Annotated in this window: 25 protein-coding genes and 1 riboswitch; of the genes, 4 read left to right on the top strand and 21 right to left on the bottom strand. The window is 74.2% G+C overall.

The genetic code is table 11. The annotated features are described in order from the left end of the window. Positions 1-132: 132 nt before the first annotated feature. The 10 genes from pheT to ACZ6S5_RS16150 all read right to left on the bottom strand — a co-directional run bounded on the left by pheT (position 133) and on the right by ACZ6S5_RS16150 (position 9,185). A complete protein-coding gene (pheT, locus tag ACZ6S5_RS16195) occupies positions 133-2,682 on the bottom strand; it encodes a phenylalanine--tRNA ligase subunit beta (RefSeq protein ID WP_466001024.1) in 2,550 nt (849 codons plus the stop codon). A gap of 41 nt (positions 2,683-2,723) precedes the next feature. Further along, positions 2,724-3,797 (bottom strand): phenylalanine--tRNA ligase subunit alpha, encoded by a 1,074-nt coding sequence (gene pheS / locus ACZ6S5_RS16190; RefSeq protein ID WP_466001022.1) that lies wholly within the window; start codon positions 3,795-3,797, stop codon positions 2,724-2,726. Between the two features lie 170 nt (positions 3,798-3,967). Then, positions 3,968-4,852, bottom strand: coding sequence for a TrmH family RNA methyltransferase (locus ACZ6S5_RS16185; RefSeq protein WP_466001020.1), 885 nt, complete (start codon positions 4,850-4,852; stop codon positions 3,968-3,970). Positions 4,853-4,884: 32 nt separating this feature from the next. Beyond that, the gene (gene rplT / locus ACZ6S5_RS16180) at positions 4,885-5,277 is read right to left on the bottom strand and encodes a 50S ribosomal protein L20 (protein WP_046564689.1); all 393 of its coding nucleotides are present in this window, start codon (positions 5,275-5,277) and stop codon (positions 4,885-4,887) included. A 32-nt stretch (positions 5,278-5,309) separates the two neighbouring features. Continuing rightward, a complete protein-coding gene (gene rpmI, locus ACZ6S5_RS16175; RefSeq protein ID WP_091341674.1) occupies positions 5,310-5,504 on the bottom strand; it encodes a 50S ribosomal protein L35 in 195 nt (64 codons plus the stop codon). Between the two features lie 19 nt (positions 5,505-5,523). Continuing rightward, a complete protein-coding gene (gene infC, locus ACZ6S5_RS16170; RefSeq protein WP_416298253.1) occupies positions 5,524-6,150 on the bottom strand; it encodes a translation initiation factor IF-3 in 627 nt (208 codons plus the stop codon). Positions 6,151-6,595: 445 nt separating this feature from the next. Continuing rightward, a complete protein-coding gene (locus tag ACZ6S5_RS16165) occupies positions 6,596-7,075 on the bottom strand; it encodes a PH domain-containing protein (RefSeq protein WP_466001018.1) in 480 nt (159 codons plus the stop codon). Then, on the bottom strand, positions 7,072-8,034 hold the full coding sequence (locus ACZ6S5_RS16160) for a DMT family transporter (RefSeq protein WP_466001016.1): 963 nt from the start codon (positions 8,032-8,034) through the stop codon (positions 7,072-7,074). Before ACZ6S5_RS16160 ends, ACZ6S5_RS16165 begins: the two co-directional genes overlap by 4 nt. After that, positions 8,031-8,876: an ATP phosphoribosyltransferase gene (gene hisG, locus ACZ6S5_RS16155; protein WP_466001014.1), complete on the bottom strand. Its 846-nt coding sequence runs from the start codon at positions 8,874-8,876 to the stop codon at positions 8,031-8,033. Before hisG ends, ACZ6S5_RS16160 begins: the two co-directional genes overlap by 4 nt. A 45-nt stretch (positions 8,877-8,921) precedes the next feature. Then, on the bottom strand, positions 8,922-9,185 hold the full coding sequence (locus ACZ6S5_RS16150) for a phosphoribosyl-ATP diphosphatase (protein ID WP_036375234.1): 264 nt from the start codon (positions 9,183-9,185) through the stop codon (positions 8,922-8,924). Positions 9,186-9,329: 144 nt separating this feature from the next. Here ACZ6S5_RS16150 and ACZ6S5_RS16145 point away from each other — a divergent pair, with 144 nt between their 5' ends. Together ACZ6S5_RS16145 and ACZ6S5_RS16140 are read left to right on the top strand one after the other, a co-directional pair. Further along, positions 9,330-10,013 (top strand): winged helix-turn-helix domain-containing protein, encoded by a 684-nt coding sequence (locus ACZ6S5_RS16145; RefSeq protein WP_466001012.1) that lies wholly within the window; start codon positions 9,330-9,332, stop codon positions 10,011-10,013. Continuing rightward, complete coding sequence (locus ACZ6S5_RS16140) at positions 10,010-11,326, top strand: MFS transporter (RefSeq protein ID WP_466001010.1); 1,317 nt, start codon at positions 10,010-10,012, stop codon at positions 11,324-11,326. The genes ACZ6S5_RS16145 and ACZ6S5_RS16140 overlap by 4 nt, the downstream gene beginning before the upstream one ends. A 120-nt stretch (positions 11,327-11,446) precedes the next feature. On the opposite strand, the gene ribH is transcribed toward ACZ6S5_RS16140, so the two are convergent. From ribH to rpe, 7 genes are all read right to left on the bottom strand, one after another. Next, positions 11,447-11,944 (bottom strand): 6,7-dimethyl-8-ribityllumazine synthase, encoded by a 498-nt coding sequence (gene ribH / locus ACZ6S5_RS16135; protein WP_466001008.1) that lies wholly within the window; start codon positions 11,942-11,944, stop codon positions 11,447-11,449. A gap of 2 nt (positions 11,945-11,946) precedes the next feature. After that, entirely contained in the window at positions 11,947-13,212 is a 1,266-nt protein-coding gene (locus tag ACZ6S5_RS16130) for a bifunctional 3,4-dihydroxy-2-butanone-4-phosphate synthase/GTP cyclohydrolase II (protein ID WP_466001006.1), read from the bottom strand. Next, a complete protein-coding gene (pnuC, locus tag ACZ6S5_RS16125) occupies positions 13,209-13,907 on the bottom strand; it encodes a nicotinamide riboside transporter PnuC (RefSeq protein WP_466001004.1) in 699 nt (232 codons plus the stop codon). The genes ACZ6S5_RS16130 and pnuC overlap by 4 nt, the downstream gene beginning before the upstream one ends. Beyond that, a complete protein-coding gene (locus ACZ6S5_RS16120; RefSeq protein ID WP_466001002.1) occupies positions 13,904-14,515 on the bottom strand; it encodes a riboflavin synthase in 612 nt (203 codons plus the stop codon). The genes pnuC and ACZ6S5_RS16120 overlap by 4 nt, the downstream gene beginning before the upstream one ends. 1 nt (position 14,516) lies before the next feature. Next, positions 14,517-15,578 carry a bifunctional diaminohydroxyphosphoribosylaminopyrimidine deaminase/5-amino-6-(5-phosphoribosylamino)uracil reductase RibD gene (gene ribD, locus ACZ6S5_RS16115; RefSeq protein WP_466001000.1) on the bottom strand — a complete coding sequence of 354 codons (1,062 nt, stop codon included), beginning with the start codon at positions 15,576-15,578 and terminating at the stop codon, positions 14,517-14,519. A gap of 168 nt (positions 15,579-15,746) precedes the next feature. Next, positions 15,747-15,920: riboswitch (FMN riboswitch) on the bottom strand. An 81-nt stretch (positions 15,921-16,001) separates the two neighbouring features. Beyond that, on the bottom strand, positions 16,002-16,958 hold the full coding sequence (locus ACZ6S5_RS16110) for a GGDEF domain-containing response regulator (RefSeq protein WP_466000998.1): 957 nt from the start codon (positions 16,956-16,958) through the stop codon (positions 16,002-16,004). Position 16,959: 1 nt separating this feature from the next. Further along, complete coding sequence (gene rpe, locus ACZ6S5_RS16105) at positions 16,960-17,640, bottom strand: ribulose-phosphate 3-epimerase (RefSeq protein WP_466000996.1); 681 nt, start codon at positions 17,638-17,640, stop codon at positions 16,960-16,962. 257 nt (positions 17,641-17,897) lie between these two features. Between rpe and ACZ6S5_RS16100 the strand changes: the two genes are divergently transcribed. After that, a complete protein-coding gene (locus ACZ6S5_RS16100; RefSeq protein ID WP_466000994.1) occupies positions 17,898-18,785 on the top strand; it encodes a septum formation family protein in 888 nt (295 codons plus the stop codon). Between the two features lie 76 nt (positions 18,786-18,861). Continuing rightward, complete coding sequence (locus tag ACZ6S5_RS16095) at positions 18,862-19,752, top strand: septum formation family protein (RefSeq protein ID WP_466001074.1); 891 nt, start codon at positions 18,862-18,864, stop codon at positions 19,750-19,752. 46 nt (positions 19,753-19,798) lie between these two features. On the opposite strand, the gene ACZ6S5_RS16090 is transcribed toward ACZ6S5_RS16095, so the two are convergent. The 4 genes from ACZ6S5_RS16090 to fmt all read right to left on the bottom strand — a co-directional run bounded on the left by ACZ6S5_RS16090 (position 19,799) and on the right by fmt (position 25,931). Then, a complete protein-coding gene (locus tag ACZ6S5_RS16090) occupies positions 19,799-21,532 on the bottom strand; it encodes a M28 family peptidase (protein WP_466000992.1) in 1,734 nt (577 codons plus the stop codon). 345 nt (positions 21,533-21,877) lie between these two features. Then, positions 21,878-23,272, bottom strand: coding sequence for a helix-turn-helix transcriptional regulator (locus ACZ6S5_RS16085; protein WP_466000990.1), 1,395 nt, complete (start codon positions 23,270-23,272; stop codon positions 21,878-21,880). Positions 23,273-23,373: 101 nt separating this feature from the next. Further along, on the bottom strand, positions 23,374-25,008 hold the full coding sequence (locus tag ACZ6S5_RS16080; protein ID WP_466000988.1) for an RsmB/NOP family class I SAM-dependent RNA methyltransferase: 1,635 nt from the start codon (positions 25,006-25,008) through the stop codon (positions 23,374-23,376). Beyond that, a complete protein-coding gene (fmt, locus tag ACZ6S5_RS16075; protein WP_466001072.1) occupies positions 25,005-25,931 on the bottom strand; it encodes a methionyl-tRNA formyltransferase in 927 nt (308 codons plus the stop codon). The genes ACZ6S5_RS16080 and fmt overlap by 4 nt, the downstream gene beginning before the upstream one ends.

Here is a 25,931-nt window from a genome sequence, read left to right as displayed (position 1 = left end):
TGCATAGACATGAGGAGGTGATCGCCGTCACGACAACGGCCCGTGCCGCAGCACGCAGCACGGGCCGTTGCCCCGTTGGACGGGGACCCCTCCGCTATCGGAGACGCGGCGAAGGGGCCCTTCCCTTACCTCTCAGGCGCCGCGGAGGGTGGCGCCGAACCGCTGCGCCGCGAGCGCGACCGCCGCGTCCCGCGCCGCCACCGCCTCCTCGACGGTCAGCGTCCGGTCCGGCGCCCGGAAGGTCAGCTTGTACGCCAGCGACTTCCGGCCCACGCCGAGCTGCTCCGAGGCGTACACGTCGAAGAGCCGGACGCCCTCGAGCAGCTCGCCGGCCCCCTCGACCAGCGCCCGCTCCACCTCGGCGGCCGGGACCGACTCGTCCAGCACCAGCGCCACGTCGATCAGCGCGGGCGGGAACGTGGAGATGGCCGGCCCGGACACCAGCGGCGCGGCGGGCAGCGCGTCCAGGTCCACCTCCATGACACTGGTCCGGCGGGGCAGCTCCAGCGTCGCCACCACCACCGGGTGCAGCTCGCCCGCGTAGCCGACCGTGGTGTCGTCCACCCGCAGCTCGGCGCAGCGGCCGGGGTGCCAGGGGGCGTGCTGCGCGGCCCGGACGGTGACCCGGTCGGCGGGGATGCCGGCGGCGGCCAGCACCAAACGGCCGGCCTCGACGGCGTCCGCCCAACCGGCCGCCCGGCCCGCACCCCACCAGCCGGCTGGCTCCATCTCGCCGGCGATCGCCACGGCGACGTGCCGCGGCTGGTCCGGCACCACCGCGTCGGCGGCGGCGAACTCCTCGTCGGTGGGGCGCCGGTCCACGCCCATCGCCGGCGGGCTGCCGGCGCCTGGACGCGGGTGGAAGACCGTCCCGATCTCGTAGATCGCCACGTCGCGCTGGCCCCGGCCGACGTTGCGCTTGAGGATGCCGAGCAGCGGGCCGAGCAGCGTGGTGCGCAGCAGCGGCTCCTCCTCGGACAGCGGGTTGGCCACCCGGACCGCCGGCCGGCGCGGGTCGTCGGCGGGCAGGCCGAGCTGGTCCGCGAGGTCGCCGGAGACGAACGGGTGGGCGAGGACCTCGACGTACCCGCGCTCGGCGAGCGACCGGGCGACCGCCCGGCGGCGCACCTGCTGCCAGGTGAGGCCGCGGCCGGCCGGCGCGGTGGGCAGCTCCGACGGCACCCGGTCGTACCCGTCGAGGCGGACCACCTCCTCGACCAGGTCGGCCGGGTCGGTCAGGTCGGGCCGCCAGCTCGGCGGGGTCACGCTGAGCACGTGCCCGCCACCGGCGGCGGCGACCCCGACTTCACCCGGGTCCTCGCCGAGCCGGTCGGCGCCCCGGCTGACCGTGCAGCCGACCTGCTCCAGCAGCTCGACCACCCGCTCCGGCGGGTAGACCACCCCGATCCGGCGCGACGGCAGGTCCGCCGGCAGGGCGACCGGGGTACGCGGCCGGACGTGGTCGAGGTCGAGGATCTCGTCGCCGACCGTGCCGCCGCCGTGCTCGGTGAGCAGCCGTACCGCCTTCTCCAGCGCGACCAGCGGAAGGGCCGGGTCGACACCCCGTTCCCAACGCTTGGCCGCCTCGCTGAACAGCTTGTGCCGGCGGGCGGTGCGGCCCACCATCGCCGGGTCCCAGTGCGCCGCCTCGAACAGCACGTCGGTGGTGGAGGCGACCACCTCGCTGGTCTCGCCGCCCATCACCGCGGCGAGCGAGATCGGCCCGGTGTCGTCGCAGATCACCATGTCCTCGGCGACCAGGGTGCGGGTGACGCCGTCCAGGGTGGTCAGCCGCTCCCCCGGCTCGGCCCGGCGGACCACCAGCGACCCGCTGATCCGATCGGCGTCGAAGGCGTGCATCGGCTGGCCGAGTTCGAGCATCAGGTAGTTGGTGATGTCGACCGGCAGCGAGATGCTGCGGATGCCAGCCACGGTGAGCCGTCGGGCCATCCAGCCGGGGGTCTGCGCGGTCGGGTCGACGCCGCGCACCATCCGGGCGGCGAACCGGTCGCAGCCGACGGTGTCCCGCACCTGCACCGGGTACGCCGGCTCGGCGGTGGCACCGGGCGCCGGGGTGTCGGCCGGGTCGCGGAACGGCACGCCGAGGGCGAGCGACAGCTCCCGGGCGATGCCGCGCACGCTGAGCGCGTAGCCGCGGTCCGGGGTGATCTCCATCTCGACCACGACGTCGTCGAGGCCGACCACCGGGCGGGCGTCGTCGCCGGGCTTGGCCGGAGTGTCCTCGGGCAGCACGATGATGCCCGAGTGGTCGTCGCCCAGGCCCAGCTCCTTGGCGGAGCAGATCATGCCGTTGGAGTTGCGCCCGTACGTCTTACGCGCGCCGATGGCGAAGTTCCCGGGCAGCACGCCGCCGGGGAGGATCACCACCACCCGGTCGCCCGGGGCGAAGTTGCGCGCCCCGCAGACGATCTCCTGCGGCTCGCCGGTGCCGTTGGCGGCCCCGACGTCCACCCGGCAGAACCGGATCGGCTTCTTGAAACCGGTCAGTTCCTCGATCTCCAGGACCTCACCGACCACCAGCGGACCGGTGACGGTCTCCCGCAGGTCCACGATCGACTCGACCTCGATGCCGAGGTCGACCAGCGCCTGCTCCAGGTCGCCGGCGGGCAGGTCGGCGGGGAGGTCGACATACTCCCGCAGCCAACTGACAGAAACTCGCATGACTGTTAAACCACCGTCTCCGTAACTCGTGCCCGCACCGTCTAGACGCCGAACGCGCGGGTGAACCGCACGTCGCCCTCGGCCATGTCCCGCATGTCACTGACCCCGTGGCGGAACATCACGGTCCGGTCGATGCCCATGCCGAACGCGAATCCGGAGTAGACCTCCGGGTCGATGCCGCAGGCGCGCAGCACCCGCGGGTTGACCATGCCGCAGCCGCCCCACTCGACCCACTGCGGACCGTTCCGGTGCTCCGGGAACCAGACGTCGAACTCGGCCGACGGCTCGGTGAACGGGAAGTAGTGCGGCCGGAACCGGGTCTTCGCGCCCTCGCCGAACATGGCCCGGGCGAAGTGGTCGAGCGTGCCGCGCAGGTGCGCCATGGTGATGCCCCTGTCCACCACCAGGCCCTCGACCTGGTGGAAGACCGGGGCGTGGGTGGCGTCCAACTCGTCGGTGCGGTAGACCCGGCCGGGCACCACGACGTAGATCGGCGGCTTGCGGGTGAGCATGGTGCGCGCCTGCACCGGCGAGGTGTGGGTGCGCAGGACCAGGCCCGACCCCTCCGCACCCCCTGGCGGGGCGATGTGGAAGGTGTCCATCAGGCCGCGCGCCGGGTGGTCGGCGGGGATGTTCAGCGCGTCGAAGTTGGTCCACTCCAGCTCGACCTCGGGCCCCTCGGCCACCTCATAGCCCATCCCGATGAACAGATCGCTGATCTGCTCCATCAGGGTGCTCAGCGGGTGGCGGGCACCGCGCGGCCGACGGCCGTACGGCAGGGTCACGTCGACCCGCTCCTCGACCAGCACCCGCTCGGCCCGCTCCTGCTCCAGGATCTCCTGCCGGGCGGCGTACGCGGTCTCGATGGCGCGGCGGGCCTCATTGACCCGCTTGCCGGCGTCGGACTTGGCGGCCGGCGGCAGCGCGCCGATCTCCCGGCGGGCGAGCGAGACCGGGGCGCGGTCGCCGAGGTGCGCGGGGCGCAGCGCGGCCAGCGCGTCCGGGTCGGCGGCGGCGGCGAACGCCTTCTCGGCGTCGGCCACGGCCCCGGCCAGGGCGTCCGGGTCGAGCAGGGCGACCTGCTTCGGGTCGTACGGATCGTTGCGGTAGCTCATGGTGAACGGGCACTCCCTCACGGCGGCGCCGGCCCTCACGGGCGGCTAGGCGAGTCTACGGACGCGCGGCTTCGCCGCAGCCCGCCGGTGGGAGGTACGCAGGGGGAAGGGTCAGGCCCGCCGCCCGCCGACACCGGCGGGCTGGCTAAACGAACGCCGTGGCGCGTTCATCATCCGGCTGACTCCCCTGCTCTGTCGCCCGCGCGACCCGTCGGTCGGCGCAGTGCTCTCGCTGAAGCGTACAGGCAGACGGCCGCGGCCGCAGCCAGGTTCAGGCTCTCGGCGCGCCCGTGCAGCGGCACCCGCACCCGGGCGTCGGCCGCCGCGGTCAGCTCCTCGGGCAGGCCGTGCGCCTCCGAGCCGAAGAGCCAGGCGGTGGGGGTGGCGAGCCGGCCGGCGTCGGCCAGGTCGTCCAGGTCGCTGTCGCCGTACCCGGTCGTCGCGAGGACGGTGAGCCCGGCGGTCCGCAGCGCGTCGACCACCCCCAGGGGGTCGGCGGCGCGGACCACGTCGACGTGGAAGAGGCTGCCGGCGGAGGCCCGCACGCACTTGCCGTTGTACGGGTCGACCGCGTCGCCGGCGAAGATCACCGCGCCCGCGCCGGCCGCGTCGGCGGTGCGTAGCACGGTGCCGGCGTTGCCCGGGTCGCGGATCTCGGCGAGCACCGCCACCAGCCGCGGCCCGCGCGCGAGGGCCGCCTCCAGGGGCACGTCGAGGTGCCGGCAGACGGCGACCAGGCCCTGCGGGGCGACCGTCTCGGTGAGCGCGGCGAGGGCCTCGTCGGTGACCTCGGAGACCGGGACCTCGGTCCGGGCGGCCGCGGCGGCCAGCTCCGCGTACCGGTCGAGGGCGGCCGGGGTGCCGAAGAGCTCGACCACCGTGCCGGCGCGCGCCAGGGCCTCGCGGACGGCCTGCGGCCCCTCGGCCAGGAACCGGCCGGTGTTGTCGCGGTCCCGGCGGCGCTGCAGCCGGCGGGCCGCGACGACCCTCGGGGTACGCGAGCTGAACGGGCCGGAGACAGCGTCGAGGCGCCTCCCGCGCGATGGTGACTGCATGGGAGACGCCTCGATCTGCTGGTACGGGTGGATCAGGCGGCCTGGGCCGCGGCGCCACCGGTGCCCTCGGCCGCCACGGCGGCGCGGGCCAGCTCGACGATCGCGGCGAACGCCGCGGCGTCGTTGACGGCCAGGTCGGCCAGGATCTTGCGGTCGACCTCGATGCCGGCCAGGCGCAGGCCCTGGATCAGCCGGTTGTAGGTCAGGCCGTTGGCCCGGGCGCCGGCGTTGATCCGCTGGATCCAGAGCTGCCGGAAGTCGCCCTTGCGGTCGCGACGGTCCCGGTAGGCGTACTGCATCGAGTGCAGCACCTGCTCCTTGGCCTTGCGGTACAGCCGGGAGCGCTGACCGCGGTAACCGCTCGCGGTCTCCAGCAGGGTACGACGCTTCTTCTGGGCGTTCACAGCCCGCTTGACGCGTGCCATCTCAACTCCTTCTTCGGTTCAGGTGGCGCGCGTCAGCGGCCGAGCAGCTTCTTGATTCGCTTGACGTCGGCCTTGGCCAGCTCGACGGTGCCGGTCAGCCGGCGGGTGTGGGTGGAGGGCTTCTTCTCCAGCTTGTGGCGGAGGCCGGCCTGCTGGGCAACGATCTTGCCCTTGCCGGTCACCTTGACCCGCTTGCCCGTACCCGTGTGGCTCTTCATCTTCGGCATGTGGAACGTCTCTCCCCTGTTACTGGCCGCTGGTGTCTGCGGTCGTGCCGGTCTCACCGGCTGCTGCGGTCTCGCCGGCCTCCGGGGCGCCTTCCGCGGCCCGTTCCCGGGGTCCGCCCCGGGTGGCCGTCGCGGCGACCGCGGCGGCCTTCGTGGCGCGGTGCGGCGCAAGCACCATGATCATGTTTCGGCCGTCCTGCTTCGGGGCGGCCTCGACGTACCCCAGCTCCGAGATCTCGGACTCGAGCCGACGCAGGAGCCGGTAACCCAGCTCCGGGCGGCTCTGCTCGCGACCGCGGAACATGATCGTCACCTTGACCTTGTCGCCGGCCTTGAGGAACCGCACCACGTGACCCTTCTTGGTCTCGTAGTCGTGCGGGTCGATCTTCGGCCGGAGCTTCATCTCCTTGATGACGGTCTGCTGCTGGTTACGCCGCGCTTCGCGCGCCTTCAGTGCGCTCTCGTACTTGAACTTGCCGAAGTCCATGAGCTTGCACACCGGCGGGCGCGCCATCGGCGCAACCTCGACCAGGTCCAGGTCGACGTCCGCGGCCAGCTGAAGGGCGCGCTCCAGCGGGACGATGCCCACCTGCTCACCCTCAGGGCCGACCAGTCGGACCTCACGTGCCCGGATCTGCTCGTTCACGCGTGGTTCGACGCTGATGGGGCCTCCTCGAGTCGAGTCTCCTACGGTGCCGACTCCGCGGGCTCCCGGTCGGGAGCCGACCCGGAAAGCAGAAGGCCCCGGCGCACGCCAGGGCCCACTCGACCGGTCGGCACGACCATATGATCGCGCATCCGGAGCCGGGACATGCCCGGAACCGGGGACCGGACCCGGCCACCTACGGGGGCGACTCGGGTGGGAGCAGGCGCTCCGCTTCAGGACCGCCCACACGTCAGCGACGGGGGCAGTCTGGTCGACTCAGCAACACTACACCCCCACCCCACCCACCCCCAAACCGCCCCCGCGCGCGCCCGGCCCCGGGAGATTTCAAGATCCGCGCACCCTCCCCGGAAGTGCTGCCTCCCGGCACGGGGAGACAGCATCGTCCCCGAAGTCGCGTGGATCTCGGGTGGCCCCGGAGGGGGGGTCAGTGGGAGGTGGGGTGGCCGGCGGCGCGGGTGGCCAGGTGGGCCTGGTGGAGGCGGCGCAGGGCGCGCACGGCGTCCACCGCGTGCTCCTTGTCGGCGGCCTGGAGCGCGACCATCGGCAGCAGGTCGTCGTCGTGCAGCTCCAGGCTGGCCCACGGGGCGCCCCGGTCGAACCGGACCCCGCGGATCACCTCCCAGGGCAGCTCGTACGAGCCGATCACGTTGCGGACCCGGACACCCCGGGCGTCGGCCACCACCCGGGGGCGGGTGAAGAGCAGGATGCCGAGGGCGCCGAAGAGACCCAGCCCGACCATGGCGAGCTGGTCGCCGCGCTGGAACGTGCCGTAACCGTCGCCGAGGGAACCGGTCAGCGAGGTCGCCACCGCGCTGAACACCACCACCAGGGCGACGGCCGACACCCAGCAGACCACCCGGATCCGGCGCGGTCGCACGGTCACCACGGAATCGCTCTCGCTCACGAGACCAGTTTGCCACCCGGCGCCGGCGTGGCTTCCGGCGCCACACGGATCGGCACCGGTCGGCGTACGCCGGCCACCAGTACGGCGAGCAGGGTGAGCGCCGCGCCGGCCAGCACCGGGAGCCGGACCCCGGCGCCCCCGGGCAGCACCGTGTCCAGCAGCAGCGCCCCGGCGAGCTGCCCGGCGACCAGCGCCAGACCGGTGCGCAGCACCCCGGCGGCGCGGACCCCGACCAGCAGCGCGAGCACGATGCCGACGCCGAACAGGCCGCCGACGTAGAGCCACCACTGGGCGGGCCAGCTGGGGCGGGTGACCAGCACGCCGGCCAGCGCCGCCACGACGGCGATCGCCGAGGTGCTGACCGCGAAGTTCACCGCGAGCCCGGCGGCCGGGCCGACGGCCGCGGCCACCCGCCCGTTGAGCGCGGACTGCAGCGCCACGGCCAGGCCGCCGACGACCGAGAGCAGCACCAGACCCACCGCCAGGTCGCCGACCGGCCGGCCGAGCTGGGCCAGGGTCACCGCGACGGTCCCGAGCAGGGCCCCGGCGATCCGCGGCCCGGTGAGCGGCAGCCGACCCGTGGCGGCCAGGCCGGCCCGGTCGACGGCCAGCCCGCCAAGGCTGCCCCCGGCCACCTGGGCGATCGTGAAGATCGCCACCCCCAGCGCCGGCACGACGAACGGGCCGATCACCACGATCGCCGCCCCGCCCAGCCCGCCGAGGTAGGCCCACCAGGGCAGGCCGGAGCGGCGCAAACCGGCGAGCCCGGCGCGCATCGACGGCACGGCGACCAGCCCGAGCAGGACGATCAGACAGCCGCCGAGGTTGTTGACCACCGCGCCGACGATCGGGTCGCCGGCCCGCTCCCCCAGCTCGGCGTTGACCACTCCCTGCGCGGCCGAGGCCACCCCGCCGAGGACCACGACGGTCAGGGCAGCCGGGACCGGCAGCGGCCTCACAGCCGGCAGGCGTGGATGTTGGTGACCAGGATGGCCCGGGCGCCCAGCTCGTAGAGCTCGTCCATGATCCGGTGCACGTCGTCGCGCAGGACCATGGCCTGCACGGCGACCCAGCCCTCCCGGTGCAGCGGGGAGACGGTCGGTGACTCGATGCCCGGGGTGAGCGAGCTGGCCCGGTCCAGCAGCCCGGCCGGCACGTCGTAGGCGAGCATCACGTAGCGGCGGGCGACCAGCACGCCGTGCAGCCGGCGCAGCAGCTGCTCCTGCTGGGTGCAGCCGGCCGCGCCGACCCGGCGGACCAGCACCGCCGAGGAGCGCAGCAGCGGCTCACCGAAGACCACCAGGCCGGCCTGGCGCAGGGTGGCGCCGGTCTCCACCACGTCGGCGACCACGTCCGCGACGCCGAGGCGGATGGCGTTCTCCACCGCGCCGTCCAGCCGGATCACCTCGGCCTTGACGCCCAGCTCGGCCAGGTGCCGCTCGACCAGTCCCGGGTACGCGGTGGCGATCCGGCGCCCGCCGAGCTGCTGCACCGAGTCGACGTCGTCGGGGCGGGCGGCGAACCGGAAGGTGGCCCGGCCGAAGTTGAGGTCGACGACCTCCTCGGCCGGCGCGCCGGAGTCGACCAGCAGGTCCCGGCCGGTGATGCCGACGTCGAGGTCACCCGAGCCGACGTAGGTGGCGATGTCCTTGGGGCGGAGGTAGAAGAACTCGATGTCGTTGGGCTCGTCCCGGCAGACCAGGTCCTTCGGGTCGGTGCGCTGGCGGTAGCCCGCCTCGCGCAGCATCCCGGCGGCCGACTCCGCCAGGGCGCCCTTGTTGGGTACGGCGACACGCAGCATGGGAGTGCTCCTTCGAGTGATCGGATGATCAGCGGACGGCGGCACTCACAGATGTCGGTAGACGTCCTTCAGCTCGAGACCGGTGGCGAGCATCAGCACCTGGGCCTGGTAGAGCAGCTGGGAGATTTCCTCGGCGGCGCGCTCCGGGCCCTCGTGCTCGGCGGCCATCCACGACTCGGCCGCCTCCTCGACCACCTTCTTGCCGATGAAGTGCACCCCCTTCTCGAGCGCGGCGACCGTGCCCGAGCCCGGGGTGCCGGCAGCGGCCTTGGCCTGCAGCTCGGCGAACAACTCCTCGAACGTCTTCACGGAAGGCGATTCTTCCAGCCGCCCGGGGTGACCACACGCGCCGGGTCCGCCGCAGAGCGAGTTCGACCACATGGTGGACGGCGCGCAAGCGTGCTTGAAAATGACTCTTTCGAAAGAGCCGCTTCGAAAGGTAGCCTTCCACACATGACCGAGCAGCGTCCCCGCGACATCACTGACGTCGACACGCTCCGCGCCCTCGCGCACCCGCTGCGGCTGCGCATCCTCGACGCGGTCGCGCTGCACGGCCCGCTGACCGCCACCGAGGTCGCCGAGCGGGTCGGCGAGAGCCCGGCCAACTGCTCCTGGCACCTGCGCCAGCTCGCCAAGTACGGCTTCGTCACCGAGGCGGGCGGCGGCACGGGCCGGCAGCGGCCGTGGCGGCTGGTGACCGACGGGCACCGGTGGGGCGACGGCGAGGAGAGCCCGGCGTTGGCGCGGGCCGGGGACGCGGCCGTCCTGGCCCTGCTCGACCTCGAGTACCGCAAGTTGCGGGACTGGATGACCGTCCGCCGCCAACAGTCCCCCGTCTGGCGCGACGCGGCCTTCCTCCACCAGTTCATCAACTGGTACACGACCGACGAACTGCACGAACTGAAGGAGGAGATCCGCGGCCTGCTCGGTCGCCACCTGGACCGGCTCGGCGACCCGGCGACCCGCCCGCCCGGCTCCCGGCCGGTACGGCTGATGGCCTGGGCCGCACCCGAGGTCGACGGACCACTCGTCGCCGTCGCCGTCGCCGTCGCCGACGCCGACGCCGACGCCGACGGAAACAACGAACACGGACCGGCCGTCGGTGACGCCGACGCGGGGAGGAACGGGGACCGATGAGACAACTGCTGCGCCGGCCGGAATTCCGGCTGTTCTTCGTCGCGCTGACCATCAGCATGATCGCCGAGTCGATCCTGCTGCTGGCCCTCGCGATCTGGGTGAAGGAGCTGACCGGCTCCGACGCGCTCGCCGGGGCGACCTTCCTGGCGCTGACCGCGCCGATGGTGCTCGCCCCGCTGGCCGGCTGGGTGGTCGACCGTGCGCCGCGCCGGACGTTGTTCGTGGCGCTCAACGCCGCCACCGCCGGGCTGCTCCTGCCGCTGCTGGCCGTCCACGACGCCGGGCGACTCTGGGTCGTCTACGCGGTCGCCGCCGGCTACGGCCTCTCCTACATCGCGCTCGGCGCGACGGTGACCGCGCTCGTGCAGGAACTCGTCCCGGCGGATCTGCTGCCCGACGCCAATGGCGCGACCCAGACCGTGAAGCAAGGCTTGCGGCTGGTCGGTCCGCTGCTCGGCGCCGGCCTGTACGTGCTGCTCGGCGGCCCCGCGATGGCCGCCGTCTGCGCGCTCGGGTTCCTGGTGGCCGCCGCCGTCGGGCTGGCCGTACGCCCGGCTCCGGTGCCGTGGGCAGCCGCGGCGCCGTCATCCCCGCCGTCGACGGCCGAGACGGACTGCGCCGGGACCACGCCCCCGCCGCCGGCGGCGGTGGTGCCGGCCGCCGCAGGTTGGCGCGGCGAACTGGTCGCCGGCGTGCGGCACCTGGTGGGCGAGCGGGCGCTACGCCGGGCACTGGTGGCCGTGGTCGTCGCCACCATCGGCCTCGGCTTCGGGGAGACGCTCTGGTTCGCGTACGTCGACCAGGGGCTCGGCCGGGAGCCCGCCTTCCTGGGCGTGCTGGTCTCGCTGCAGGGCATCGGTGGCCTGCTCGGCGGGCTGGCCTCGGCGGCGCTGGTACGCCGACTGGGTGAGCTGGGTGGCATGGCGCTCGGCGTGTCCATCGTCGCCGTGGGCTTCCTGGCCCCGGTCTGGCCGGTGCTCGGGCTCGCCGTCGCCGCCGCCGTGCTGATCGGGCTGGGGCTGCCGGTCGCCCTGGTGGGCACCATGACGCTCGTGCAGCGGCAGACCTCGCCGGACCTCGTCGGCCGGGTCTCGGCGGCGCTCGACGCCCTCGCCAGCGGACCGCAGGCCGCGGCGATCGGGGCGGGCGCGCTGCTGGTCGGGCTGGTCGACTACCGGCTGCTGTTCGCGGCGATCGGGGCGCTGCTGGTGGCCGCCGGCGGCTACCTGCTCACCGGTCGCCACCTGACGGCCCCCGCCGGTTCCGTGCCGGCCGCCGGTCCCGCGCCCGCCGCCGGGGTCAGCGCCGGGTAGCGGCGCTCCACCTCGCCGAGATGGCGGTGTCGGGTGGTCGCGGACCCCGCCACCTCGACGAGCGGGAGTCGATCACCCGCCGTCCGGCCGCCGCCGGCAATCGGCCGCGTCGGGCGCCCGTCAGGCGAAGCCGACGCGGTGGGCGGTGGTGGCGTCGAGGCCGCGGATGGCCAGGACGGCGTCCAGCGCCGCCACGGTGGCCGCCCAGCCCTTGTCCTCCGCCGAGCCGGGCAGGCCGGCCCGGTCCCGGGCCTGCTCGAGGGTCTCCACGGTGAGCACCCCGTGCGCCACCGGCTTGCCCTCGTCCAGCGCGACCCGGGTCAGCCCCTCGGTCACCGACTGGCAGACGTAGTCGAAGTGGGCGGTGGCGCCACGGACCACCACGCCGAGGGCGACCACCACGTCGTACCGGCGGGCCATCGCCTGAGCCACCACGGGCAGCTCCACCGAGCCCGCCACCCGGGCCACCACCGACCGCGCGCCGCAGGCCTCGGCGGCGGCCACCGCCCGGTCGACCATGTGGTCGGTGAGGTCGCCGTGCCAGCGTGCCGCCACGATGCCGACGGTCAGCCCGGCGGCGTCCACCGCGGTCACGCCCGGCTCCCCGAAACCCGCCATCACTACGCTCCGATCTCGTCGCCGGCGATCGGGCGGCCCATCGGCGCCTCGGTCACCTCGTCCAGCCCCTCCAGGAGGTGGCCCATCCGGTCCCGCTTGGTCCGCAGGTAACGCACATTCTCCGGGTTCGACCGGATGGGCAGCCCCTCACGGCCGCTCACCGTGAGGCCGTACCCCTCCAGGCCGGCCCGCTTGGCCGGGTTGTTGGTCAGCAGCCGCATCGAGCGGACGCCGAGGTCGTAGAGGATCTGCGCGCCGGTGCCGTAGTCGCGGGCGTCGGCGGGCAGGCCCAGGTCGAGGTTCGCGTCCACGGTGTCCCGGCCCTGGTCCTGGAGCTGGTACGCCTGGAGCTTGTGCAGCAGGCCGATGCCGCGCCCCTCGTGCCCGCGCACGTAGAGCACCACGCCCCGCCCCTCCTGGCCGACCCGGGCCAGGGCGGCCTGCAGCTGCGGGCCGCAGTCGCAGCGCAGCGAGCCGAACACGTCCCCGGTGAGGCACTCGGAGTGCACCCGCACCAGCACGTCCCGCCCGTCGCCGAGGTCGCCCATGACCAGCGCCACGTGCTCGGCGGAGTCGAAGTCGCTGCGGTAGCCCAGCGCCCGGAACACCCCGTACGGGGTGGGCATCCGGGCGTCGGCGACCTGCTCCACCTGCTTTTCGGTGCGCCGCCGGTGGGCGATCAGGTCGGCGATGGTGACCAGGGTCAGCCCGTGCTCGGCGCAGAACTTCTCCAGGTCCGGCAGGCGCATCATGGTGCCGTCGTCGTTGACCAGCTCGCAGAGCACCCCGGCGGGGCGCAGCCCGGCCAGCCGGGTCAGGTCCACGGCCGCCTCGGTGTGCCCGGGCCGGCGCAGCACCCCGCCCTCGCGGGCGCGCAGCGGCACCACGTGCCCCGGGCGGGCCAGGTCGGTCGGATCGGTGCCGGCGTCGGCGAGCAGCCGGATGGTGTGCGAGCGGTCGGCCGCCGAGATGCCGGTGCTGATCCCCTCCCGGGCGTCCACGGTCACCGTGTAGGCGGTGCCGCGCCGGTCCTGGTTGGTGTGGTGCATGGGCGGCAGGTCCAGCCGATCGCACTCGCTCTCGGTGAGCGGCACGCAGATGTAGCCCGAGGTGTACCGGACCATGAACGCGACCAGCTCCGGGGTGGCCAGCTCGGCCGCGAAGATCAGGTCGCCCTCGTTCTCCCGGTCCTCGTCGTCCACCACGACGACGGGCCGGCCGGCGGCGATGTCCGCCACCGCCTGCTCGATGGAGCCAAAGGTGCTCATGCCACGGCCTCCGAGTACGTCGGCGGGATCGGGGTGCGGGTGGGCGGGGTGGCCCGGGAGGTGCGCCACCAGGCGGCGAGGCCGGCCAGGCAGAGCCCGCCGTAGACCAGGTACATGGCGGCCGACGGGTAGAACCCGCCCCGCAGCAGCAGCGGCACGCCGACCGCGTCCACGGCGATCCAGATCAGCCAGAACTCCACCCAGCCGCGGGCCATGCCGTAGGTGGCGAGCAGGCTGCCGACCAGGATCCAGGCGTCCGGCAGCGGCCCCCAGGAGCCGAGCGCGGCCAGCACCGGGTACGCGGCGGCGGTGCCGGCCGCCGCGGCGGCGAGCAGGCCGAGCCGTTCCGGCCAGGTGGCCCAGCGCGGGGTGACCGCCGGCTGCTCCCCGCCACCGGCCCGGCGGTTGCGCGACCAGCGCCACCAGCCGTACACGCTGACCGCGAAGAAGAAGACCTGCCGGCCGGCCTGGCCGTAGAGGTCGTGCGCCTGCGGGGTGGCGAACACCCCGCCGAGGAAGACGGTGAACAGCAGCGCGTTGCCGATCATGCCGACCGGCCAGGCCCAGACCAGCCGGCGCAGCCCGAGCAGCGCGGAGGCGAGGCCGAAGACGTTGCCGACGATCTCCCGGACCAGCACCGGCGAGCCGGCGACGTGGACCTGGGCGTCGAGCAGCCAGCCGAGCGGCCCCGTCACCGGGCACCTCCCCCGAGCCGGTCGCCGAGCAGCCGCTCGACGTACTTGGCCAGCACGTCCACCTCGAGGTTGACCGGGTCGCCGGCGCTCCGGGCGCCGAGGGTGGTGAGCTTGAGGGTGGTGGGGATCAGCCCGACGGCGAACCAGTCGTCGCCGACCTCGGCGACGGTCAGCGAGACGCCGTCGACGGTGATCGAGCCCTTCTCCACCACGTACCGGGCCAGCCCGGCGGGCAGCCGGAAGCGGACCGTCTCCCACTGCGCGGCGGGCTCCCGGGAGATGACCTCGCCGACCCCGTCCACGTGGCCTTGGACGAGGTGCCCGCCGAGCCGGCTGTTCAGCGCGGCGGCGCGTTCCAGGTTGACCGGGTCACCCGGGCGCAGCGCGCCGAGCGCGGTGCGGCGCAGGGTCTCCCCCATCACGTCGGCGGTGAAGACGCCGCCGTCGACGTCGACCACGGTCAGGCAGACCCCGTTGACCGCGATGGAGTCGCCGTGCCGGGCGTCCGAGGTGACCAGCGGGCCGCGGATGGCGACCAGCGCGGAGTCGCCTCCGGTCTCGGTGGTCCGGACGACCTCGCCCAGCTCCTCGACGATGCCGGTGAACATGTCAGGCCTCCCTCTTTCGGGGCAGCGCGGTGATCCGCAGGTCGGGGCCGACCTGCGTAACGTCGGTGATCTCGAGGTCGATGGCGTCGGCGATGGTCGTCACGCCCGCGTCGAGCAGGGCGGTGGGGCCGGCGCCGAGCAGCTTCGGCGCGACGTACCCGACGACCTTGTCGACCAGGCCAGCGGCGAGGAACGCGCCGGCCAGCCGGGGGCCGCCCTCCAGCAGGGCGGCCCGGACGCCGCGGTGGTGCAGCTCGGCGAGCAGCGCCGGCAGGTCGACCCGGCCGTCCGGGCCGGCGCCGACCTCCGAAGCGGTGGCGACCCAGGTCCGGGCGGCACCGTCGCGGACCCGGGCGTCAGCCGGGGTACGCCCCGAGCTGTCCACCACCACGCGCAGCGGCTGCCGGATGGCCAGGGTGCCGTCGCGCAAATTGCGGGCGGTGAGCCGGGGGTCGTCGGCGAGCACGGTGCCCACCCCGGCGATCACCGCGTCGACGGTGCCGCGCAGGGCGTGCACGTCGATCCGGGCCGCCTCCGAGGTGATCCACATGCTGGTGCCGTCGGCGGCGGCGGAGCGCCCGTCGAGGGTGGCCGCGTACTTCCAGATGACGTACGGCCAGCCGCGGCGCATCGAGGTGAGCCAGGCGATGTTGCCGGCCTCGGCCTCCTCGGCGCGTACCCCCATCTCGACCTCGATCCCGGCGGCGCGCAGGGTGGCCGCGCCGCCGGAGGCGACCGGGTTGGGGTCCGGGACGGCGACCACGACGCGGGCGACGCCGGCGGCGATGAGCGCGTGGCTGCACGGGCCGGTGCGGCCGATGTGGTCGCAGGGTTCCAGGGTGACCACGGCGGTGCCGCCGCGGGCGCGCTTGCCGGCCTGGGCGAGCGCGACGATCTCGGCGTGCGGTCCGCCCGCGTACGCGTGGAAGCCCTCCCCGACGACCTCGCCGTCCGGATCGAGCAGCACGCAGCCGACGACCGGGTTGGGGCTGGTGGTGCCGAGGCCGCGGGCGGCCAGCGCGATCGCACGACGCATCGCCTCGTCGACGGAGACGCTCGCCATCGCCTGCCCCTGCCCTCTCGCTCGCCGGTCGCGCGCGGGCGGGGCGGGAAATGACGGCACGGGTGCCGCGGACAGGCGGCGGCGGAGATCCCGGGGACGGCACAGCCGACCCCGGGGAGCCCGGACGGCGGCCGACAACGCGGCGGCCGGCAGAGGCCTCCCCGTCCCGCGCGCTGTCTCCCATCCGGACTGTCTGGAGGGCGGACGAACCGCTCCCCAACCGTCGGCCCCGGATTCTCACCAGGTCCACCGTCCGGCCGAAGCCGTCCGGGTCGCGGGCTTACCACGGTCGGACCGTGGATCACCGCCGGTTCGGAATTTCACCGAGCCCCGCCAGCGCGTGGTGGGTACACGGGAAGTCTTACACGTCCGGGTGGGGGTGGCGCCACAGAGGCGAGGTACCTCACAGGAAGAACAGGGGTGTCACGGTACGCCCCTACGCCGGTCGACCGCGACGTACGACCCGGGTTGGCTCTTGGCGACCGTTTTCATCTCCGACGCCACCGCGATCGCCTCCAGGGGGTCGGTGAACCGCTTGTCGGCGTCGGAGAGGGAGACCCCGATGGAGAGGGTGACCAGGGCGGCCCGCCGGATGTTGCCGCGCCGGTCCTTCAGCTCGACGAAGCCGCGCTCCCGGTCCGTCGGGTCGTAGAGGGCGTCGGCGGCCTTCTCGAAGTCGACCACGGCCCGGCTGGTCAGCGGCCGGATCTGGGCAGGCGTGCAGACGATGACGAAGTCGTCGCCGCCGACGTGACCGAGGAAGGCCGGCGGCAGCCCGATCGAGACCACCGCCCGGTGCAGGCTGCGGGCCAGGGCGGAGATGAACTCGTCGCCGCGGACGAAGCCGTACCGGTCGTTGACGCTCTTGAACCGGTCGATGTCGATGTACCCGACCGCGTAGTCGACGCCGCTGCGGACCCGATCGCTGATCTCCCGCCGGATCCGGCTGTTGCCGGGCAGCCCGGTCAGCGGGGAGACCTCCCGGAACTCCTTGTTGCGCCGCAGCGTGGAGCTGACCCGGGCGACCAGTTCGGCGGTGTCGAAGGGCTTGACCAGGTAGTCGTCGGCGCCGGCGGCGAGGCCGTTGACCTTGTCGACGGTCATCCCCTTGGCAGTCAGCATGATCACCGGAAGGGCCGAGGTCATCGGGTCGGCGCGCAGCCGGCGGGTCAGCTCCAGGCCGTCGATCCGGGGCATCATCAGGTCCACCACGGCCAGGTCCGGCCGTTGCCGCTCGATGACCTCCAGGGCCTCCTGGCCGTCGCTGGCGTGCAGCACCTCGAAGCCGTGCAGCCGCAGGTTGAACTCGACGAACCGGGCGATGTCCGCGTCGTCGTCGACGACCAGGATGACGTCGGGTCGGTCGCCGGCCGGGTCCACGTCAGGCCCCGGTCATCGCGCGTTCCGCCAGGCCCCGCAGCCGGCGTACCGCCTCGGCCGGGTCGTCGGCGCCGTAGACCGCGGTGCCGGCCACGAAGGCGTCGGCGCCCGCGGCGGCGGCCTGTTCGATGGTGTCGGCGGCGATCCCGCCGTCGACCTCGATCCGCAGCTCCAGGTGGCCGGCGGCGACGTGCCGCCGGGCGGCGCGCACCTTGTCCAGCAGTTGCGGGATGAACCGCTGGCCGCCGAAGCCGGCCTTGATCGTCATGATCAGCAGCGTGTCGAAGCTGGGCAGCAGCTCCAGGTACGGCTCGATCCGGGTGTCCCGGTCGATCGCCAGCCCCGCCTTGGCGCCGGCCGAGCGCAGATCCTTGGCCAGCGCCACCGGGTCGTCGCAGGCCTCGGCGTGGAACGTGACGTTGTACGCCCCGGCGTCGGCGTAGCCGGGGGCCCAGCGGCGCGGGTCCTCGATCATCAGGTGCACGTCGAAGGGGAGCTCGGTGGCCGCGCGCAGGCTCTGCACCACCGGCAGCCCGATGGTCAGGTTCGGCACGAAGTGGTTGTCCATGACATCCACGTGCAACCAGTCGGCGGCGTGCTCGACGGCACGGACCTCGTCGGCGAGGCGGGCGAAGTCGGCGGCCAGGATGCTGGGGGCGATGATCGGCGGCGGTACGGTCACGGGGCCAGTGTACGAACGTGGTCATCCGCCGCCCGCAGCGCGGCACCGCCGGAGACTCGCGGTGAGCCAGACGTGACCCTCGGTGCAGAATGCGTCCGTCCGGAGAAGAATTCGGAACGAGAAGCGAGCGCGACTGGCCGATCGTCGGAAAGACGGAGAAACTCCAACAGGGACGGTCACATATGCTGCACGCCCGGTGGCGGAGGACGCCGCACGGGCTGCGGCGACCGGCTGTCATCTCCCGGAAAGGGCGGACGATGCGACGGTGGCTCCTGGCGCTGGCGCTGGCCGGCACGGCGACGGTGGTCCTGGGTGGCTGCGTCCAGACGCACCGGGCCGACGGCGACCTGACCGACGACTGGCCCGCGATGCCGGCGCCCCGGTCGTTCGTCCCGGCCACCGATGCCTGCCTCCCCCGGATCACGGCTGTGGTGCAGGCCGGCACGTACGAGACGGTGGACTGCGGCCGCAGCCACCTCGCCGAGGTGGTGCACGTCGGCACCTTCGTCGGGGCCGCCGCGACCGGCGCCCGTCCCGAGCCCGGCTCCACCGCGTTGCGGGTCGCCCGGGCCGAGTGCGACCAGCGGGCCCGGCAGGTCATCGGCGGGGACTGGCACGCCGCCCGGCTCACCATGAACATCGCGCTGCCCTCGGTGACCGGCTGGTTGTCCGGGGCCCGCTGGTACCGCTGCGACCTGGCCGAGACCGACAGCATCGACAACACCCGGCCGGTGAACCGGGTGGGCAGCCTGCGCGGCGCCATGGTCGGCGACAACCCGCTCGTGCACCGCTGCTTCGACCCGAAGCTGATCGGCGACAACCTCAACTACATGGCCCCGGTGCTGTGCACCGAGCCGCACCGGGCCGAGTTCGTCGGCATCTACGAGGAACGGGACATGAGCTGGGACCGGTTCACCCGGTCCGCGGCGCAGGTGCACCGCCGCTGCATGGCGCTCATCGCGGTCTTCGCCAACGTGCCGAACAACAGCGAGCTGCCGTACCGGGCCGGTTCGATCTTCTACCCGCCGTCGCAGCGCGAGTGGGCGGAGGGCGACCGCGGGGTGCGCTGTTTCCTGTGGAGCGACGACCGGAAGCTGGCCCGCTCGATGCGTGGGGTGGGTCCGGAGGGACTACCCGTGATCTGAGCCCCGGTGCCGTATGCTGCTGCGCCGTGGCCTACGCGCCGGTCGGCGCGAGCACGACGACGGGGAGGTCGGTGCGATGCGGCGTTGGTGGACGGCGGCCGCCGTGGGCATGACGGCGGTGCTGGCGCTCGCCGGGTGCGGGGCGCCGGGCGGGGTGGACCGGGACCTGGCCGACGACTGGCCGGCGCTGCCGGCCGCCAAGGCGTTCGTGCCGGAGGCCGGGGCCTGCCACGCCATCCTCCAGGACGTCGGCTATCTCAGCGGCTACAACCCGGTCGACTGCGCCACCGCGCACCGGGCCGAGACCCTGCACGTGGGCACCCTGACCGGCCCGGACGCCGACCGGTCCACGCCGCCGCGCGCCGGGTCGGACGGGGTGCGCACCGCCCGTGCGGAGTGCGACCAGCAGGTCAACAAGGCGGTCGGGGCGGACTGGCGCGGCGGCCGACTGCTGCTCTCCGTGGTCTTCCCCTCGGCGCAGGCCTGGACCGGCGGGGCCCGCTGGTTCCGCTGCGACGTCTCCGAGGTGGCCAGCCTCGACGACGGCAGCGTCACCCTGCACAGCGGCAGCCTGCGGGGCGCGCTGAAGCCGGGCTCCCCGCTGACCTTCGGCTGTTTCAACCCCAAGCTGGTCAAGGACGACATCGAGGAGATGCGGCCGGTCGCCTGCACGGCGAAGCACCACGCCGAGTTCGTCGGGGTCTACCAGTTCCCGGAGGTCTCCTACGCGCAGTTCCAGCGTTCCTCGGTGCGGACGCACAAGGCCTGCCGGAGCCTGATCGCGAAGTACGCGAAGGTGCCGGACAACAGCGACATGCAGTACCGCGCCGGCACGATCATCTACCACCCCCTGGAAGACGAGTGGAAGAGCGGCAACCGGGGCGTGCAGTGCTTCCTGTGGCTGTCGGACCGGACGCTGACCCGCTCGGTCAAGGGCGGGGGCAGCAAGACGCTGCCGCTCCGGTGAACAGGGCGGGACGGACCCACCGGCCCGACCCGCCCCGGGGAACCGACTAGCCGACCTGCAGCGTCACGTCGTCGATGACGAAGCTGGTCTGCAGGGACGCGTCCTCCACGCCGGTCCACTTCAGCGTGACCGTCTGGCCGGCGTACCCGGCCAGGTTGAAGGTGCGCTGGGTGTAGCCGCTCGCCGCGTTGAGGTTCGAGTACGTCGCCAGCGTGGCGCTGCCGACCTGCACGGTCAGCTTGTCGTACGCCGTCGAACCGGTGGTCTCGGCCGTGTCGATGTGCAGCCAGAAGGCCAGGGTGTAGCTGCTGCACCCGGCCGGGAGGGTCACCGACTGGGACAGGGTGTCGGTGTGCGAGCTGCCGTACCCGTCCAGCCACGCCTTGTACGACCCGGTCCGGGCCGCCTGGCTCGAGTCGTTGGTGATCACGCCGGAGGTGGCGGTCCACGGTGCGGTGCCCGACTCGAAGCTGCTGTTGCCGATGAGCTGGCCGCCCGTGCACCCGCCGCCCGTGCCGGTCACGGTGAGGCTGTAGCTGGCGGTGTGGGTGACCGAGCCGGTGCCGGTGATCGTGATGGTGTACGTGCCGGTGGCGGCCGTGGACGCGGCGCTGACCGTCATGGTGGCCGAGCCGCCGGAGGTCACCGAGGACGGGCTGAAGCTCACCGTCACCCCGCTCGGCGCGCCCGCGGCGGACAGGTTCACCGTCTGGGCGCTGCCGCTGGTGGTGGCCGTGCTGACCGTCGCGGTGGTGGCGCCGCCCTGGGCGACGCTGCCCGAGGTCGGGCTCACCGCGACGGAGAAGTCGTTGGTCGGGGTGCCGGTGCCGACGGCGAGCTGCCAGATCGTGTACGCCACCCCGTCGGCGCTGCGGTTGAGGATGGTCGCGTTGATGTTGCCGGTGGTGTCGCAGGACTTGTGGTAGCAGGAGTCGTACGCCGCTCCGGCGGTGCCGCCCCACTTGCTGGCCTGGGCGGACGTCTTGGTGTAGCTGGCGCCGGCGGCGTACCCGGAGGTCTGGATGCCGGCGTTGGCGAACGAGTAGTCATCGGAGCGGCCCGCGCCCTCGGTGTTCTCCTCCGGCTGGAGGTTGAACGAGTCCCAGTACGCCTTCAGCGGCGCCGCCGTGGTCGAGGTGATCCGGTTGATGAAGTAGCCGCCGTTGGGCGAGGCCACCATGTCGAAGTTGTAGTACGCCTTGAGGTAGCTCTTCTGCGTCGAGCTGAGCTGGCTGACGTAGTACTTCGAGCCCTGCAGGCCCTGCTCCTCGCCGTTCCACCAGGCGAACCGGACCCGCTTGGTCATGGACGGGTTCTGCTGCGCCAGCACCAGGGCGTTCTCCAGCAGCGTGGCCGAGCCGGAGCCGTTGTCGTTGATGCCCGGGCCGGCGGAGACGCTGTCCAGGTGGGCGCCGAACATGATCACCTGATCCGCGGGGCCCTGCGGCCACTCGGCGATCAGGTTGCTCGCCGGGTAGGTGCAGGTGGTGCAGTTCTGCTCGGTGACGGTGTAGCCGGCCGCCTGGAGCTTCTGCTTCACGTACGCCACCGAGGCGGTGTAGCCGGCCGAGCCGGCCCGCCGGGTGCCGCCGTTGTTGCTGGCGATGGTGTTGAGCTGGGTCAGGTGGGCCTGGACGTTGGTCACCGAGATATCCGGCGCCGCGGCGGCGACCAGTTGCGGCGCGGCGGCCACCGGGGCGGCGGAGGGTCCGGCCAGGATCGCCGTCATGGCGGCGAAGAGGGCGAGCGCGAGGCCGGCGCTCGGGGTGCGACGTCTCATGGAGACTCCTCGTGGGGGTCGGCGGGGAAGGACGGCCGGGGTGGGCGCGACCCGTGGGCTCCGGTGGGAGCCTCGGCATCGACGGACCGGTGATCGGAACAGTTACATGCGTCGATGTATTAGTCAACGGGGGTGTCACATGGTGCGCAGGACGGGACGCCCGGGCGTGACGCGGGGTGCTGGCGGGAGGTCGGCCTACTGCGGGCTTCGCCGATCGCTCGCCACGTTCACGCCCGGGCCATGAGACGTTCACATCCGCCGCATCCCCGGTCAACGAGGACGTGGCGATCCCGCACCGGCCGTCACAATCCGGCACATCGGCCCGGCCGACATCACCGCCAGTGATCAGTAGACCGCCGCGCGCAGCCGCTCGTCCAGCTCCCGCACCTCCGCCAGGTCGCCCCACCCGCGCCCCAGCCGCGCCCACAGCCCGCGCAGCTCCCGGGCGATGATGGCCCGGCCGGTGACCGCGGCCTCCTCGGCGACCGGCGTCACCACCGCGACCGCGGCGTCCGGTTCGCCCGCGCAGGCGTACGCGTCCGCCAACCGGACGGTGAGCAGCAGGTACGAGGGCCGCATCCGGGCCGGCAGGTGGGCCAGCGAGCGGCCGGTGGCGTGCACCGCCCGCCGGGCCATCGCCCGGTCACCGGTGGTCGCGGCGAGGTCGCGCAGCGCGCCGCCGATGAAGGACTCGGTGCGGACCACGCCCGCCTCCCCGGTGAGCCACGGCGCCTCCGCCAGGTCCCGGGCGTCCAGCAGGTCCAGCCGGCGGCGGGCCAGCAGCACCTGCCGCCGGCACTCGCCGGTGTCCCCGGCCAGGCCGTACGCGCGGGCCTGGTAGGAGTGCGACAGGGTGGCCATCCAGCCCCGCCGAGGGTCGACCGCGCCGAGCGCCTGCGCGTACGCCAGTGACGAGGCGGCGTCCCGGTCCAGCCGGGTCAGCAGGCAGAAGTCGCTGAGCAGGGTGGCCCGGGCGACGGCGTCCGCCCCGGCGCCCGCCCAGCGCAACCCGTGGGACACCCAGGCCATCCCGACCACGCTCTGCCCCCGCTGCATGCGCAGCCGGGCGGCGAGTTGCGCGTACTGGGCGGCGAGGCGGAACAGCGCCAGCGGCGACCGGCCGGCCCGATCCACCACCTCGGCCCAGCCCACCAGCAGGTGCAACACGCGCTCGATCGAGCTCACCACGTCGGTCGACACCTGCTCGACCGCGGCCCGGGTGTAGCCGGGCAGCAGCGCCGTCAGGCCGTGGACCAGGTCCGGCACCGCCCGTTCGGGCAGCGCCGCCGGGCCGCCCCGGAGCAGCCGGGCGAGCGCGGGCAGCACGTCGTGCGGGCCGGGGACCGGGCAGCCGGCATCGCCGTGCAGCGGGCAGGCGAAGCCGGCGTACGGCAGGACGGTCGGCCAGACCGGCCCAGCGGGCGCGGCCAGCGTCTCGGTGCCGTCCACGGCGGGCAGCACCGGGAAGAGCGTCGGGTCGGACGGTCCGCCGGGCACCCGCCGCCGGCTGGCCGGCTCGGCGAGTGCGGTCAGCGCCCCGTCCGAGCCGAGCAGCACGTCCAACCGTGCGGGCAGCCCCATCGGCGGCTCACGCAGCCCGCTCTCCAGCTTGCTGATCACGCTGTAGTGGTAGCCGACGCGCAGGCCGAGCTGCCCCTGGGTCAGTCCCGCCCGCCGGCGCCACACCCGCAGCTCGTGGCCGAACTCGCGCCACGGCCGCGCTCCGTCCCCGGCATCCATCCGCCCCTCCCACCAGACCCGGCCCCCGGTCGTGCGCCGGGTCGGGTGGTGCAGGCATACCCCAGCCGTCCGAACTGGTCAATCGGCTACGTCGGCAGTGGTCAGCCCTTGCGCAGCACAGCCAGGAACATCGCGTCGGTGCCGTGCCGCTGCGGCCAGAGCTGCACCGTCGGCCCGTCCCCGAGCCCCGGCATGCCGGCCGGCAGCAGCGGCCGGGCATCCACGAAGTCCACCGGGAACCCGCAGCGGCGGGACGCCTCGGTCACCGTCACGTGGGTCTCCACCGTGTGCGGCGAGCAGGTCACGTACGCGACCAGGCCACCCGGCCGCGCCGCGCGCAGCGCGGCGGTGAGCAGTTCCCGCTGCAACCGGGTCAGCGGCGGCAGGTCGGCCGGTTGGCGGCGCCAGCGGGACTCCGGCCGGCGGCGCAGCGAGCCCAGCCCGGTGCACGGCGCGTCGACCAGCACCCGGTCGAAGTGCCCCTCCGGCAGCTTCGGGTCGGCGCCGACGGTGCGCCCGTCGGTGTTCAGCACGTTCACCGGCAGCCCGCGGGTGGCCTGGGCGACCAGCCGGGCCCGATGCTCGGCCACCTCGACGGCGGTGAGCCGGACGCCGCGCTGCGCGGCCAGGGCGCCGAGCAGGCCGGCCTTACCGCCCGGGCCGGCGCAGAGGTCCAGCCACCGGCCGTCCGGGCCGTCCAGCGGCGCGCCGGCCAGCGCGTTCGCCACCAGCTGGGAGCCCTCGTCCTGGACGTGGGCGCGCCCCTGCGCCACCGCCGACAGCTCACCCGGCGCGCCGCCGGACAGATAGACCGCGTACGGCGAGAAGGCGCCGGGCGCACCGCCGACCTCGTCGGCCAACTCGACCGGATCGGCCAGGCCCGGCCGGGCGCACAGGTGCACCGGGGGCCGTTCGTTGTCCTCGATCAGCAGCCGGGCGGTCTCGCCCAGATCGCCGCCGAGCGCCTCGGCGAAGGCCCGCACGATCCACTGCGGATGGCTGTACGCCAGCGCCAGGTGCCCGATCGGGTCGGTCTCGGCCGACGGGGCGAGCTTGTCCACCCAGCCGTCGGCGTCCCGGCCGGCCACCTCGCGCAGCACCGCGTTGGCGAAGCCGGTGGCCCCCGGGCCGACGGCCCGGACCAGGTCCACGGTCGAGGAGACCGCCGCGTGCGCCGGCACCCGGGTGTGCAGCAGCTGGTACGCCCCGAGCCGCAGGGCGTCCCGTACCGGCGGGTCGATCCGCTGCACGTCCCGCCCGGCCGCGTCGGTGATGATCGCGTCCAGGGTGCCGGTGTGGCGCAGCGTGCCGTAGGTCAGCTCGGTGGCGAAGGCCGCGTCCCGACCGGTCAGCCCCTCGTCGCGCAGCATCGCCGGCAGCACCAGGTTGGCGTACGCGTCGTCCCGGTGCACCGCGGCGATCGCCTGGTACGCCACATGCCGGGGCAGGTCGACGGCGGGTCGCCCCGGTCGGCGGCCGCCGCCGAAGCGCCCCTCGCGGGCGCCGTCACCCCGGCCGGGGCGCTCGCCGCGCTGCCCGCCCGCCCGCGACCGGTCACCGCCGGCGAACCGGCCGCCCTCCCCGGGCCGCCCGCCACCGGCGTACCGCCGGCTCCGCTCGCCCCCGGCGGACCGCTCGGCGCCCGGACGGCCGCCGCGGTCGCCGGACGGGCCGGCGGGTGACCCGCCCCGCGGGCCGTCGGCGGGGAAACGCTCGGGCTCGGCGGGCCCGGTCACGCGAGCACCTCGCCGGCCGTGACCCGGGCGCCGCGCGCCCAGTCGCTCGCCGACATGGCCCTCTTGCCGGCCGCCCGCACCTCGCCCAGCTGCACCGGCACGGTCGCCGTGCCGGCGAGGACGCGGGACTTCTCGACCAGCAGCTCGCCCGGCTTCAGCTCCGGGCCGTTGGCCACCGGGGTGACCGGGCCGAGCTTGACCCGGTCGCCGCGGAAGGTGGTCCACGGGCCGGGGGCCGGCGTGCCGGCGCGGATCCGCCGGTCGACCGCGAACGCCGGGTCGGTCCAGCGGACCCGGGCGTCCTCGACGGTCAGCTTCGGCGCGAGGGACACCCCGTCGGCGGGCTGCGGCTCGGCCCGGGCGGTGCCCGCCTCGAGCGCGTCGAGCACGGCCACCAGCAGGCCGGCGCCGGAGTGGGCGAGCCGCTCCAGCAGGTCGCCGGAGGTGTCGGTGGGGCGGACCTCGTCGGTCACCGTGCCGTACACCGGGCCGGTGTCCAGCCCCTCCTCCAGCTGGAAGACGCTGGCGCCGGTGAGCTCGTCACCGTGCAGGACGGCGTGCTGCACGGGCGCCGCGCCCCGCCACGCGGGCAGCAGCGAGAAGTGCAGGTTGATCCAGCCGTGCCGGGGAATCGCCAGCGCCACCGGCGGCACCAGCGCCCCGTACGCGACCACCGGCACGCAGTCCGGGGCCAGCTCGCGGAGCCGGTCCAGGAACTCCGGCTCGCGCGGCTTCGCCGGGGTCAGCACCTCCACGCCGTGCGCGTCGGCCCAGGCGCCGACGGGTGAGCGGACCAGGCTCCGGCCCCGCCCGGCGGGCGCGTCGGGCCGGGTGACCACGGCCAGCAGCTCGTGGCCGGACGCGGCGATGGCGTCCAGGGCGGGGACGGCGACGGCCGGCGTGCCGGCGAAGACCAGGCGCAT

The sequence above is a fragment of the Micromonospora sp. NPDC051924 genome, from assembly GCF_055586005.1.
This window is presented reverse-complemented; position numbering and strand designations above follow the sequence as displayed.